Source organism: Streptomyces sp. QH1-20 (genome assembly GCF_041283565.1).
GTDB classification, from domain to species: Bacteria; Actinomycetota; Actinomycetes; order Streptomycetales; family Streptomycetaceae; genus Streptomyces; species Streptomyces syringius.
On record NZ_CP166299.1, the window covers coordinates 7,609,073 to 7,622,879 of the forward strand.

Below are 13,807 nucleotides of genomic sequence, written 5' to 3' on the forward strand. Positions count from 1 at the left end.
AATATAGCGCTATGGCATCAGATAGTTGATACGTCAAGCGCGCCGTGGTCCGGTGTCCGGCTCCGATCGAGGAGAGCGATCGATGGAACCCGCGTATGACCTGATGGCCCGTCTGCTCACGGAGCACTTCGGCATCCCCGAGGAGGAGATCACCCCGGACGCCACGTTCGAGCAGCTCGAAGTCGACTCGCTGGCCAGGGTCGAACTGATCACCATGCTCGAGGACCGGCTGCACGTGACCCTGCCCGAGGAACACGGCAACGCCACCGTCGGCGAGGCCGCCGCGTACCTCGACGGGCTCGTGGCGAGCCGCCCCGACCGGGGGCGGGCCGCCGCCCCGGCCGGGGACCAGCCGGTGGCGATGGCGGGGCCCGCGCGGTGAGCGCCTCGGACGCGGCCGTCACCGGGATCGGCATGGTGACGCCGGCGGGGCTGGGCCGGGAGGCCACCTGGGACGGACTGTGCGAGGGAGTGGGATTCGGCGCCCGGGACCCGTTGCTGGCCGGCCTGCCGGTCGACTTCTCCTGCGGGGCCCACGACTTCGACGGTGGAGCCCTGCTCGGCAAGCGGATCACCTGGCGCAACGACCGGTTCATCCACCTGGCGATGGTCGCCGCCCGCGAGGCGGTCGCCGACGCGGCGCTGGACACCGACACCTGGGACGGCCCCCGGGTGGCCGTCGTCCTCGGCTGTGCCAGCAACGGCGGCGACCGCTGGGACGTCGAGTACCGCAACCTGGCCGAAGGGCGCGTGCAGGCCATCTCGCCGACCGCCCTGCTGCGTTCGCTGCCCAACATGGTCGCGGGCGAGGTGTCCACCGACCTCCAGGCGCTGGGCCCCTGCCTCACCACCTCGACGGCCTGCGCGGCCGGCACCACCGCCATCGGCACCGCCCGCGACCTGCTGCGGACCGGGGCCTGCGACATCGCGATCGCCGGCGGCACCGACTGCGCGCGCAGCACCATGGGCTCGGCCGCCTTCTACCGGATGGGGGCCCTGTCGGAGAACCGCCAGGACCCGGCGGGCGCGTCACGGCCGTTCGACGCGGACCGCGACGGATTCGTCCTGAGCGAGGCGGCGGCCGTCCTCGTCCTGGAACGGCCGGAGTACGCCCGCGCCCGCGGCGCGCGCATCCGCGGCTACGTCTCGGGCTACGGGGCCTCCAGCGACGGCTTCCACCCCACCCGCCCGGATCCGGAGGGCGCCGGCGCCCGGCGCGCGGTGCTCGCCGCGCTCGCCGACGCCCGCGCGGACGTGTCGGAGGTGCACCACGTCAACGCGCACGGCACGTCCACGCCCCTGAACGACCGCGTGGAGGCCACCATGCTGTCGAAGGTGTTCCGCACGCCCCCGCCCGTGACGTCCGTCAAGGGCGCCATCGGGCACTCGCTCGGGGCGGCGGGCGCGATCGACGCGGCCTGCACGGTGATGTCGCTGGAGCGACAGCTCGTCCTGCCGACCGCCAACCTGGACCGGCTGGACGACGGCATGGACCTGGACGTGGTGACGAAGAAGCCGCGGCCGCACCGCATGGAGGCGGCGATCAGCGACTCGTTCGGCTTCGGCGGCCAGAACGCCGTGCTGTTCTTCCGGGCCGCGTGAGCTCCCAGGACCTCGACACCGCCCCGGCCCCGAGCCGCCCGAGCGACACGGGGCCCGGGGCCGCGGGCCGCGCCGCCCCCGCCGGGCGCACCGGGCGCGGCCGCGCCTGGCTCGTGCCCGCCCTCGTGTTCGTGGTGACCCTGCTGCTCGGCGTGGCCGGCCTCGGCACCCACGAGCGGCTGGCCAACGGCGGCTACACCGCGTCCGGCACCGAGTCCGAACGCGCCAACCGGCTGCTGGCCGACCGCTTCGGCGGCGGCAGCCCCGACCTCGTGCTGCTCGTACGGGCCGAGGGCGGCCTCGACACCGCCCGGGCCCGGGCGGAAGGGCGGCAACTGACCCTGCGGCTGGCGCGCGCGACCGGCGTCGGCGGGGTGCGCTCCCCCTGGTCGGGCGACGCGGCCGGTGCGGCACTGCGGTCCGATGACGGCACACTGGCGCTGGTCACGGCGGACCTCACGGGCGCGGACCGCGACGCGGCGCGCACTGCCGGAGCGCTGGTGCCCGAACTCACCGGCCGCCACGGGGCCCTGAGCGTCCAGGCGACCGGACCCGCCTGGGTCAGCGTGGAGGCCGGGCGCGTCAGCCAGCGCGACCTGGTGCGCGCCGAATTCGTCGCCGCCCCCCTCACCTTGCTCATCCTCGTGCTCGCGCTGCGTTCCCTCGTGGCCGCGCTCGTCCCCCTCGTGATCGGCGCGGTGGCCGTCGTCGGCACGGTCGCGCTGCTGCGGCTGCTCACCTACGCCATGCCGGTGTCGGTCTTCGCCATGAACCTCGCCACCGCGCTCGGCTTCGGACTCGCCGTGGACTACGGGCTGTTCCTCGTCACCCGCTACCGCGAGGAACTGCGCACCGGCAAGCCCGTGGCCGTCGCCGTCCAACGGACCGCGCGCCGGGCGGGGCACACCGTGGCTGTCTCCGCCTGCACCGTGGCGCTGTCCATGGCGGCGCTGCTGGTGCTGCCCCTGCCGTTCCTGCGGTCCATGGCCTGCGCCGGAATGGCGGTGGCCCTGCTCGCCGCGGCCACCGCCGTGCTGCTCGTCCCGCCCGTCCTGAACCTCCTCGGCACCCGCGTCGACCGCTGCGACCCGCTCGCCGTGCCGCGCGGCCGGCACCGTGCCCGCCCGCGGGCGCCACGGGCCGACAGCCCGGCCTGGCGGACCGTCGCCCGGGTCGTCACCCGGCGCCCGCTGTACTACGGCGGGGGCTGCGCACTGGTCCTCCTGCTGTTCGCCTCGCCCTTCGCGCACGTGCACTTCGGGCTGTCGGACGAACGGGTGCTGCCCGCGCACACCGAGGCGCACCGGACGTCCCAGGCCATCCGCGAGGGCTTCACCTCCCGCACCGAACGGAATCTGACCGTCGTGCTCCCGGACGTCGACGTCGTACGCGACCGGGCGGCCCTGTCGGCGTATCAACGCCGGGTGGCGGCACTGCCGTCCGTCGCACGCGTCGCCGAAGTGCCCGCGCCGACGGGCGGGGCCCTCTGGGCGGGCGTCGACGGCGGACCCGGCAGGGCCACGAGAGCAGACCGGGTGCGGGTGGCGGCACCGCCCGGGCCGGGCGCGGTGCTGACCGTGACCGGCCCCGAGGACCCCCAATCGCGTGCCGGACGGGACCTGGTGCAGCGGCTGCGATCGCTGCCCGCCCCTGGCGAACGGCTCGTCACCGGGCGCGCGGCCTACCTCTTCGACACCCGGGACGCGGTGCGCGACCGGCTGCCGCTCGCGGCCGGGATCGTCGCCGTCACCACATGGGCGATGCTCTTCCTGCTCACCGGCAGCGTGCTGCTGCCGGTGAAGGCGCTGGTGGTCGGGGCACTCAGCCTCGGCACGAGCTTCGGGCTGATGGTCCACGTCTTCCAGGACGGCCATCTGCGCGAGGCGGTGGGGGAGTTCACCGTCACCGGGACGCTCGACATGACGATGCCGCTGCTGATGTTCGTCATCGCGTTCGGGCTGGCGATCGACTACGAGATCTTCCTGTTGTCGCGGGTGAAGGAGCACTACGCCCTGACCGGCGACAACCGGCAGGCCGTGGTGGAGGGCGTCGCGCGGACGGGCCGGCTGGTGACCACGGGCGCCCTCGCCGTGGCCGTCGTCACCGGCGCCCTCGCCACCTCCGGGGTGACCCTGCTGAAGCTGCTGGGCACCGGCCTCGCGGTCGCCGTGCTCGTCGACGCGGTCCTGGTACGGGGGGTTCTCGTACCGGCCTGTCTGACCGTGGCGGGGCGCGCCAACTGGTGGACCCCCGCCCCGCTGGCGCGCGCACACGCACGGATCAGCGCCCGGACCGGCCTGGACGAGAGCCGCTGACGCCCGCCCGCCCGGCGTAGGGAGCACGCACCATGCCTCGCACCACCGCCCGGCCCCCGCGCGCCACCAGCGGCCCGCACCGGTGAAAGGGCCGGTCGGCTGGGTGCTGCGGCAGCCGGACGGGCCGCGCGCGCTGCGCCGGGCGACGCGGCTGACCGTGGCCGGGGGCACCGGGTTCTACCTCTGCCTCTATGTGGTCGGCGACGCCACCATGGCCATCTACGCCATGTTCGGCGCGCTGCCCCTCGTCATGCTGAGCGACGTCCCCGGGCCGCCACCGAGCCGGGCCCGCGCCCTGCTGGCCGTGGCCCCGGCCGCCATGGCCCTGGTCACCGCCGGGACCCTGCTCGCCGCCCACACCTGGGCCGCCGCCTGCGGCATGTTCGTGGTGGGCTTCCTCGTCACCTTCCTCGGCGTGGCGAGCCCCCGCCTGGCCGGGGTGGGCATCGCCCTCCAGCTCTTCTACGTCCTGCCCTGCTTCCCGCCCTACGCGCCGCAGACCCTGGGCTCCCGGCTGGCCGGGCTGGCCCTCGGCATCCTGCTCACCGCCTGTGCCGAACGCGTGCTGTGCCCCGACCCGGCGCCCCGCCCCTACCGGGCCGTCCTCGCCGACGCCGTGGCGGCCTGCGCCGACTACACGTCGGCCGTCGCCGACACCCTCACCGGCCCGGGCACGACGCGTACGGACCCGGGGGAGCGGCGCGCCGCCGCCCGCCGGGTCTTCGAGTCGGCCCGGCCCTCACGGGTCCCCCCGGCCGAACGCCCGACCTCCTCATCGGCGCGCGACCACGCGTTCCACGACACCCGCGTCGCCGTGTGGCAGATCCGGGACCGGATGGACCGCTTGTCCCGGGCGTCCGGGGAGTCCGGGGCCGACGGCACCGCACCCGCCGCCGCGACCCTGCTGCGGCACACCACGGCGGCGCTGCGGTCCGCCGCCCGGGGCCTGCGCGAGGGCACGCCCGGCGTGGTCACCGACCGGATCGCCGACGGGGCCGCCGCGTTCGACGTCATCCGTGCGGCGGAGCTGCCCCGCACCCCGGCCGCACGGATGCGCCGGGACACCGTCGTCCGGGAGACCGCGGAGGCCGCCCGGAGGGCCACCACCGCCACCCGGATCGCCCTCGGCGACCGGCTCTCCGTCGCGGACCGCGACGGGCCCTTCGGGTACGCCGCAACACCCCGCTCCACCCTGTGGCGGCGACGGCTGGACTGCCACCTGACGCCGCGCTCGGTGCACCTCCAGAACGCCCTGCGGGTCGCCGTGGCCATGGCCTGCGCCCGCCTGCTGGCCGGGTCCCTCGGCATGTCCCACGGATTCTGGGTGCTGCTCGCCACCCTCAGCTTGATGCGCACCTGGGCCGTGGGCACCGAGGCCGCGCTGCGCCCCGCCTTCCTCGGCACGGTCGCCGGGGCGGCCGCCGCGGCGCTGCTGCTGCTCCTCGTCGGCGATGTGCCCGCCTTCTACGCGGCCGCGCTCCCCGTCGTGACGCTCGTCGGCTTCACCGTCGGCCCGCTGCTCGGCACGGCCTGGACGCAGGCCATGTTCACGCTCGCCTTCCTGCTGCTCTTCACCCAACTGGCCGTGCCCAGCTGGCACCTGTCCGCCGTACGGCTCCTCGACGTCGTCGTCGGCGGCGCGCTCGGCGCGGTGGTGAGTGCGCTGGCCTGGCCCCGCGGCGGCCACGGCGAACTGCGCCGCGCCGTCGCGGACTTCCTCACCGAGGGCGCCGACTGCTGTCGTACCACCGTCGCCCGGCTCCGCTCCGGTGACGCCCCGTCACGGGCGCCGGCCGGGCACCGGCCGACGCACCGCGCGATGCGCCGCGCGGAGGAGACGTACGTCCAGTTCGTCACGGAGCGCCGCCCCTCACGGGAAGTGGACGCCCAGTGGGAAGCCGCCCTGTCCGTCGGCTACCACTTGACGCACGGCGGTGAGCCGCTGGCGGCCCGCGGCCCCGCGGGGGTGCTCGCCGTGTGGCCGGACGCCGCCGCCCGGCTGACCGATCTGGCCGAGGCCGTGGCCACGGCCGCCGAGCGCCGGGCCGAGGAGATCCGCACGGCGAGCCCTCCCGGCCCACTGCCGACGACGGACGGGGCGGCGGCGGACCGGCCACGGGAAGCGGGCGGCCCGGCGGCGCTGCTGCTCGTCGACACCCGCGGATGGCTGACCGGCCTGGCGGACGCCCTGGCCCGCCTGCGCACGCAGGCAGGGGCGGAGCCACCGCGTGGCCGGGGCGTCGATGCGCGCTCACACTGGGGGCAGCGAGTCAGGAGACACCGATGAACAACCGGCAGCGCTTCCGCGCCCACCTCGCCGACCCGAAGATGCTCATGGTGCCGATCGCGCACGATCCGCTGTGCGCCCGCATCATCGAGCGCGCCGGATTCCAGGCCGTCGGCGTGGGCGGGGCCGCGAGCGCGGCGGCACTGCTGGGCCGCCCCGACGCGCGGCTGCTCAGCGCCCGGGAGATGGCGGACGTCGTCTGGCGGACCGTCGACGCCGTCGGCGTCCCCGTCTTCGCGGACGCCGACGACGGGTACGGCGACGCCACCCACGTGGCGTGGACGGTACGGCAGTACGAGAGCGCGGGCGCCGCGGGCCTGTTCCTGGCGGACCGGCCCGCGCGGCGGCAGCGCGGCCGGACGGCGGGCGGGGCGGTGGGGGAGGCGGAGGACGACACGGTCGTGCCGGCGGCGGAGCTGATCGGCAGGATCGAGGCCGCCGTCGCCGCCCGCCGGGACCCGGACCTGCTGATCATGGCGCGGACGGACGCCCTGGCGGCCCACGGCATCGACGAGGCCCTCGACCGAGCCCACGCCTGCGTCGACGCGGGCGCCGACGCGATCTGCGTCGCGAACCCCGCCTCGACCCACCAGATGCGCCGGATCACCGAGGAGATCACCGCCCGTCGCGGCATCCCGGCGATGGCGGACGCGAGCCCCGGCGTCATGCCCCCGGCGACCGCCGCCGAACTCCAGCAGCTGGGCTATGCGCTGACGCTGTATCCGACGCTCGCCTCCCGGGCTCTCGCGCGCGCCGTCGCCGACGTGATGGGCGAACTGTCCTGGAGCGGGGACGCGGCGCCGCTGGCGGACCGGCTGGCCCCCTTCGAGGAGTTCCACGCCCTGGCCGGCCCGCCGGAGCACCGCGAGGCCGCCGGCCCGCCCGGCGCCCGGCGGTGAACGCGGCGGCGAGGAGCGCGGCCGGCGGGGCCGCCGACCGCTCCGACGCGCCGGTTCGGCCGGATGGAGCACGGTTGGATCATGCGGTGTCCCGGCTGGGTACACTCGCGGCGTTGCTCGGCGCGGGAGGCCGTACTCATGGGGTGCGGCGACCGTTGTCGGCGCACCCCCTCGTACCAGGCCCGCCGTGGCCGGGTGACGGTCACCGGACAGTCCGAACACGAGGAGTGCGTCATGGCTGAGGTAAAGCTGAGCGCCGAGCTGCGTAATGACTTCGGCAAGGGTGCCGCCCGTCGCACCCGTCGTGACAACAAGGTCCCCGGCGTCATCTACGGGCACGGCGCCGACCCCAAGCACGTGGCGATCGACAGCCACTCGCTGATGATGGCCCTGAAGACACCGAACGTCCTGCTCAGACTCGACGTCGCAGGCAAGAGCGAACTGGTCATCCCCAAGGCCGTGCAGCGCGAGGCCATCCGCGGCTTCCTGGTCCACGTGGACTTCCTGGCCGTGAAGAAGGGCGAGAAGGTCACCGTCGAGGTGCCGGTGGTCACCGAGGGCGATCTGGCGCCGGGCGGCAACCTGCTGGAGCACATCCTGAACGCCCTGCCCGTCGAGGCCGAGGCCACCCACATCCCGGAGGGGGTGACGGTGTCCATCGAGGGCCTGGAGGCCGGTCACACCATCCGGGCCGGGGACATCGAGCTGCCGCGCGGCAGCTCCCTGGCCATCGAGGAGGACGCCGCCGTCCTCCAGATCGTCGCCGCCCAGACCGAGCCGGTGGAGGAAGAGGCCGAGGAGGCCGAGGAGGCCGTGGCGGAAGCCGCGCCCGAGGCCGAGGAGGCACCGGCCGAGAGCTGAACGCCGCGCCACCATCCGGCCCCGGCCCTCGCACTCCGCATCCGGGAGAGCGCGAGGACCGGGGCCGGGCGAGCACCGCGCGGGCGTCAGAACGGGCGCTGGGACAGCGGGATCTGCACCGTGATCGTGGCACGCTTCTCCACCGCCGTCGCGCCCTGGCGGCTCGCCCACGACTCACCGCCGCGCATCCAGGCCGGCAGACCGGCGGGCAGGTCCCCCTCGGGGATCTCGCCGAGATCCGCCGGGTCGAGGTCCTCGCCGTAGTGCGCCGGCGGTTCCGGGTTGTCCGGCGTGACCACCGGGTGCAGCGCGTCCAGCGCGGCGTTCCAATTGGCCAGCATCTTCGCCATGGCGACCGCCCGGGGCGTCCCCGAGGACGCGGCGCTGTCGGGATAGGTGGGATGCCGGATGTGCTGGTAGGCACCCCCGTAGGCCTGGCCCGAGGGGGTCTCGCGCCACGTGCGGAACGCGGTGTCCGCCAGCCGGCCCAGCGCGACGACGGCCTCGATGGGATTGTTCGCCGTCAGGGCGTCGAACCACACGTGCCGGTGCAGGGCGATGTCCGGGTCGTTCGCGTGGGCGTCGCCCGCCTGCCGGCCGTAGACGCCGTACAGATAGGTGTTGACCATGACGTAGCTGGTCTCGATGCCGAGCTTGTTGAGAAAGCCCTGGAGACGCCGGCCCGCCGTACCGACCAGGATCCGCCGGACGACGGCTTCTTGGGCGGTGGGGGCCTGGCCGATGACCAGCACCCGGGCCGTGCCGTCCAGCCGCCCCCGATGGAAGACGGGACCCCACTCGGTACGGAAGTCGTCCGGCGGATAGATCTCCGTGCCGGGGAAAGCGCGCGCCAGCGTGGCGTACGGCTCCTCGACGCAGCCAGGGTCGAAGTCGTGCATCGTGCCTCTTCCTGTCCTGCCGCCGGGGCCCCGCCCTGCCCGCGGGCGTCCCGCGGCGGGCGCGGCGGCCGCGCCCATGGGAAAATTGTTACCTCATATCAGGACTGTTCCCTGTACGCACGGCGGAGGGACCAGCAGATGCCACCACCTGTAGAGCCTCCGGTGGACCCTTTGGCGGGACCGCGTTTCGCGTTGCGGGGCCGCGTCGTGACGATGAACGGCCGGCACGACGTGATCGACGACGGTGTCGTCTACATCGACCAGGGCGTCATCGACAAGGTCGCACCCGTCGGCGCCGATCCTCCGCCAGGCCATGAGCACACCACGGTCACCCCGAGCGGCGGCAGCATCTATCCCGGCCTGATCGAGCTGCACAACCACCTGCCCTACAACGTGCTGCCCCTGTGGCAGGTCCCCGAGAACTACCCGAACCGCACCGAGTGGGGCGGGGGACGGAATCCCGACTACGGCAGGCTCGTCACCGGTCCGATGCGCGTCCTGGGCGAGGACGTCGCGCTGATGCCCGCCGTGGTGCGCTACGTCGAGGCCAAAGCGCTCGTCAACGGCACCACCACCAGCCAGGGAATCCGCCTGTTCTCCAATGCCGGTGCCAGCAGGATGTACCGGGGCATCGTGCGCAACGTCGAGGCGACGGACGACCCTGCCCTGCCGGAGGCGGCCACCCGGATCGCCGACGTCGAGGCCGCGAACGCCGGGAAGTTCCTGGCACGGCTGAACCAGGGGCGCCGCCTGCTGCTGCACCTCGCCGAGGGCAGGGACACCGACGCCCGGGGCCACTTCCTGGCCCTCAAGCTCCCGGATGACGGCCCATGGGCCATCACGGAGAACCTGATCGGCATCCACTGCACCGGCCTGCTGGCCGAGGACTTCCCCGTACTGGCCGACCACGGCGCTTCCATGGTCTGGTCACCGCTGTCGAACCTGCTGTTGTACGGCCGTACCGCCGACATAGCCGCCGCCCGGCGGGCCGGAGTGCGCCTCGCGCTGGGATCGGACTGGACGGTGTCCGGCAGCAAGGGGCTGCTCGGCGAGCTCAAGGCCGCCCGGCTCGCGTCGGCGGCGGCCGGCGGTGTCTTCACCGACCGGGACCTCGTCGACATGGCCACCCGCAACCCCGCCGTCATGCTGCGCTGGGAAGGGGCCCTGGGGTCGCTGCGGGCGGGCGCGCGGGCCGATGTCATCGTCGTGGACGAGGCCGGCGGCGACGCCTACAGCACGCTGATCGACGCCCGGGACAGCGATCTGAGCCTGGTCGTGATCGCGGGTCACGCGCGCTACGGCACCCGTGCGCTGATGGACGACCTGGCCCCGGAGGAGCAGCTGGAGACCGGCGTACGGGGACTGCCGGCCGGCCGGGCGCTGAATCTGCGGCAGGCGTCGGCCGACCCCGTCGTGGGAGCCCTCACCCTCGCCGAGGCCGCCCGGCGCCTCACCCAGGCGCTGGCGGACCTGCCCGGCACCGCCGACCGGGCCCGCCGGGCCCCGGCCCCGGCCCGGGAGGCCGGGCCGCGCTGGCGGCTGGCCCTGGACGAGATCGAGCCGACGGGCGCCGAACTCCGCCCGCGCCTGCCGCTGCTCAGAGCGGGCCGGTCCGTCCCCAGCGGGCCGGTCATCGGCGGGGCGGAGGCCGACCTGGCGGAGGGCCCGGCCGCCCTTCCCTCCCTGCGGCTGGACGGGCTGACCGCGACGAAGGACGCGACGTACCGCCGCACGCTCGGCGCCGAGATGAACCTGCCGCCGGGCTTCGCCGCCGCGCTCGAGGACCTGCTGACCTGAGACCCGTCACCCGGACGGCCCACAGACGGCTTACACCGCGTCGACGCGCCGGACCGCGTGCGCCGTCCGGCCCGGCCGCCGCCTCGGGGGTATGACCGGCTCCACGACATCGGCCCGAGCGGTCGCGGGTGACCGCCCTTCGGGTGAAGCTGGTGCCGCAAGGAGGGGCATCGGAGGGATCGAAGGGTGTCGCGCCATGTCAGACGAAACGACGCGGGTGCTGGCCGGCCTCGACGAGGCACGGCGCCGTGAACTGGCCGGTCTGTACCGGGACTTGCACGCCCACCCGGAACTGTCCTTCGCCGAGCACCACACGGCCGCGGAGGTCGCCCGCCGATCGCGGGCGTACGGGTTCGAGATGACCGAGGGCGTCGGCCGTACCGGTGTGGTGGCGGTCCTGCGCGGTGGCGCCGGGCCGACGGTACTGCTGCGGGCGGACTTCGACGCGCTGCCGGTGGAGGAACGCACCGGACTGCCGTACGCGTCCACCTCCGGCGGCGTCATGCACGCCTGCGGCCACGACATGCACACCACCTGTCTGCTGGGCGCGATGCGACTGCTGGCGGAGGGGCGCGAACACTGGTCCGGCACGGTGCTGGCCGTCTTCCAGCCCGCCGAGGAGATGGGCCAGGGCGCGCGGGCGATGGTCGACGACGGCCTCTTCACCCGGTTCGGCAAGCCCGACGTGGTCCTCGGGCAGCACGTCATACGGTTGCCCGCGGGCACGGTCGGCTGCCACCCCGGTACGGCGTACGCCGCGACCGACGTGCTGCGGATACGCATGTTCGGTGTGGACGGGCCCGACGCGGGCCCCGGCTCGGCGGGCGCCACGGCGAACCGGCTGCAGACGGTTCTGGAACGGGAGATGAGTGACGCCGGCACGGTGCGGATCACGGCCGACGACGCTCCTCACGCCTTCGGGAGCGGCGAGCGGGACGACGGCGACCCGGTCGCGGCCCGGTTGAAGGTGAGCCTGCGCACCTGCTCGGCCCCGATGCGGCAGCGCGCGCTGGATGCGCTGGAGCGGGCCGTACGGGAGGAGTCCGCCGCCTCGGGCGCCGTACGGGACCCGGAGATCACTGCGCTCGGCACCTTCCCCTCGCTGGTCAACGACGTGGACGCGGTGGACCGGACCATGACCGCCATCGGTGCCGTGATCGGCGCGGACAAGGTGGTCGACCCGGGGCTGCTGCCCGGGGGCGAGGACATCGGTGTGTTCGGCACGGCGGCCGACGTGCCGGTGTGCTTCTGGCAGTTCGGCGGCACCGACCCCGACACCTACGCCAAGGCCGAGGCCGCCGGGACCACCCGCGACGTGCCCGCGAACCACTCGCCGTTCTTCGCGCCGGTCATCGAACCGACCCTGACCACCGGAGTGACCGCCATGGTGGCGGGCGCGCTGGCCTGGCTCGGCCCGGGCGGCGGCAGGCGCTGAGCCCGGTCCCGCCCCCGGGTTCAGCGGCTCCCCAGCCGGTCCAGGGCCGCCGCGACCATGGCGGAGACACCGGTGGGCAACGCGCTCCGCACATCCGGGGCGAACTCCGGCGAGTGATTGGGGGGCAGGGCCGCCAGCTTGTCCGCCGGTGTGCGGCCGGGGGCCGCCCGCCACTGCCGGGCGCCGACCGACCCCAGCATCCAGTACACCGTCGGTATGCCGGTGAACCCGTGGATCCCCTGCCCCGCGTCGCCGAACAGCGGGAAGTCCTCCGTGGCCATCGACGGTGGCCACAGCGCCACCCGCCCGGTGCCCAGGAGCGCCTGGTGCGCCTCCCGGACGGCCGCGGTGGCCGACGGATCGGGAACGTTGGGCGCCGAGCGGGACACGAGGGTGATCTCGGGCGGATCGACGCGGCCGGACGCGGCGCATTCGGCGTGGACGGTCCGGCGCACGGCCTCGGCGAGGGAGTCCAGGGTGGTTTGGGAGTGGGCGCGCACGGTGAGGCCGAGCGTGGCCCGGTCGGGCACCACGTTGCGGCTGTCGCCCGCCTGCAGCCGGCACACGGTGAGCACGGCCCGGTCGGCGGGGTCGGTCTCCGTGGCGACGAGAGCGTGCAGCGCGCCGACCGCGGCCGCCGCGGTCGCCACCGGGTTCACGGTCAGGTGCGGGGTGGCGGCGTGCCCGCCGCGGCCGTGGACGACGACGTCGAAGGAGAGACTGCCGGCCATCAGCGCCCCGGTGCCGTGGGCGACCATGCCCGCCGGGAACGGCGCGGTGTGCTGGGCGAGTACGGCGTCGGGGCGCCCGAAACGGTCGTACAGACCGTCCTCGAGCATGGCCCGCGCCCCCTGGAGCGTCTCTTCCGCGGGCTGGCCGACGACCACGAGCGTGCCCCGCCACAGGTGCGTCGCACGGGCCAGCAGCCTCGCCGCCCCGGCCGCCGCCGCGAGGTGCAGATCGTGCCCGCACGCGTGCATGACCGGCACACCGCGGCCGTCCGGGCCCGGTGCGCGGACTGTGCTCGCGTACGGCAGGCCGGTCCGTTCCACAACCGGCAACGCGTCGAGTTCGGCACGCACCAGGACCCGCGGGCCCTCGCCGTTGCGCAGCACACCGACCACCCCGTGGCCCCCGACGCCCGGGGTCACCCGGAAGCCGTCCGCCGTCAGCCAGGCGGCGAGGCGGCCCGCGGTGCGCTCCTCCGACCCGGACAGCTCGGGGTCGGCGTGCACCGTGAGGCACAGGGTGGTGGCCGCGAGCATGATGTCGTCGAGGCCCAGTAGGACCCGGCGGACCCGGTCGGCAGGGGAGGGCGTGGAGGAAGGAGTCATGGCGTTCCTCGGGGGGATCGAAGGAAAGCACCTCGGGCGGTGGTACCCGCGTGCGAGCGGAATGAGAGCGGAACACCGGGGGCCCGGCGAGCGCGTCCTGCTGGGATGGCGGAGCAAGGCAACACCACGTCCGGCCGGGCCTCTCTGCCCGTGGCCGGCCGGACTCGACGTATCGGGAGAAGACATGGCACCGAAGACCGAACTCGCCTCGCTCGCCCAGGAGATCCTGGAGCTCGAGTCCGAGACCTTCGAGATCTCGGACTACTCGGACGCGAGCGAGGTCGTCCTCGCCGGTTCGACCAGCTCCAGCAGCACCAGCACCTGCTCCAGCACCACGAGCACCACCAGCTGCTCCGCCTGATCGGTTCACCGATCGGA

At 74.7% G+C, this 13,807-nt stretch carries 11 protein-coding genes; 9 read left to right on the plus strand and 2 right to left on the minus strand.

Annotation, left to right across the window (positions count from 1 at the left end; translation table 11 throughout):
- Positions 1–82: 82 nt before the first annotated feature.
- The 6 genes from AB8O64_RS33570 to AB8O64_RS33595 all read left to right on the plus strand — a co-directional run bounded on the left by AB8O64_RS33570 (position 83) and on the right by AB8O64_RS33595 (position 7,964).
- Positions 83–382 (plus strand): acyl carrier protein, encoded by a 300-nt coding sequence (locus AB8O64_RS33570; RefSeq protein WP_370423439.1) that lies wholly within the window; start codon positions 83–85, stop codon positions 380–382.
- The gene (locus AB8O64_RS33575; RefSeq protein WP_370423440.1) at positions 379–1,602 is read left to right on the plus strand and encodes a beta-ketoacyl synthase; all 1,224 of its coding nucleotides are present in this window, start codon (positions 379–381) and stop codon (positions 1,600–1,602) included. The genes AB8O64_RS33570 and AB8O64_RS33575 overlap by 4 nt, the downstream gene beginning before the upstream one ends.
- Positions 1,599–3,917, plus strand: coding sequence for an MMPL family transporter (locus AB8O64_RS33580; protein WP_370423441.1), 2,319 nt, complete (start codon positions 1,599–1,601; stop codon positions 3,915–3,917). The genes AB8O64_RS33575 and AB8O64_RS33580 overlap by 4 nt, the downstream gene beginning before the upstream one ends.
- 103 nt (positions 3,918–4,020) lie before the next feature.
- Positions 4,021–6,204 (plus strand): FUSC family protein, encoded by a 2,184-nt coding sequence (locus AB8O64_RS33585; protein ID WP_370423442.1) that lies wholly within the window; start codon positions 4,021–4,023, stop codon positions 6,202–6,204.
- Positions 6,201–7,103, plus strand: coding sequence for an oxaloacetate decarboxylase (locus AB8O64_RS33590; protein ID WP_370423443.1), 903 nt, complete (start codon positions 6,201–6,203; stop codon positions 7,101–7,103). The genes AB8O64_RS33585 and AB8O64_RS33590 overlap by 4 nt, the downstream gene beginning before the upstream one ends.
- A gap of 234 nt (positions 7,104–7,337) precedes the next feature.
- Entirely contained in the window at positions 7,338–7,964 is a 627-nt protein-coding gene (locus tag AB8O64_RS33595; protein WP_370423444.1) for a 50S ribosomal protein L25/general stress protein Ctc, read from the plus strand.
- 86 nt (positions 7,965–8,050) lie between these two features.
- On the opposite strand, the gene AB8O64_RS33600 is transcribed toward AB8O64_RS33595, so the two are convergent.
- On the minus strand, positions 8,051–8,863 hold the full coding sequence (locus AB8O64_RS33600; RefSeq protein ID WP_370423445.1) for a uracil-DNA glycosylase family protein: 813 nt from the start codon (positions 8,861–8,863) through the stop codon (positions 8,051–8,053).
- Positions 8,864–9,076: 213 nt separating this feature from the next.
- Between AB8O64_RS33600 and AB8O64_RS33605 the strand changes: the two genes are divergently transcribed.
- Positions 9,077–10,660 carry an amidohydrolase family protein gene (locus tag AB8O64_RS33605; RefSeq protein ID WP_370424051.1) on the plus strand — a complete coding sequence of 528 codons (1,584 nt, stop codon included), beginning with the start codon at positions 9,077–9,079 and terminating at the stop codon, positions 10,658–10,660.
- Positions 10,661–10,856: 196 nt separating this feature from the next.
- Entirely contained in the window at positions 10,857–12,095 is a 1,239-nt protein-coding gene (locus tag AB8O64_RS33610; RefSeq protein ID WP_370423446.1) for an amidohydrolase, read from the plus strand.
- Positions 12,096–12,115: 20 nt separating this feature from the next.
- Here the strand turns inward: AB8O64_RS33610 and AB8O64_RS33615 are convergent, their stop codons facing one another.
- Positions 12,116–13,429, minus strand: a complete 1,314-nt coding sequence (locus AB8O64_RS33615) for an amidohydrolase (protein ID WP_370423447.1) — start codon at positions 13,427–13,429, stop codon at positions 12,116–12,118.
- Between the two features lie 184 nt (positions 13,430–13,613).
- Between AB8O64_RS33615 and AB8O64_RS33620 the strand changes: the two genes are divergently transcribed.
- On the plus strand, positions 13,614–13,790 hold the full coding sequence (locus AB8O64_RS33620) for a thiazolylpeptide-type bacteriocin (protein WP_130880361.1): 177 nt from the start codon (positions 13,614–13,616) through the stop codon (positions 13,788–13,790).
- Positions 13,791–13,807 lie beyond the last annotated feature (17 nt).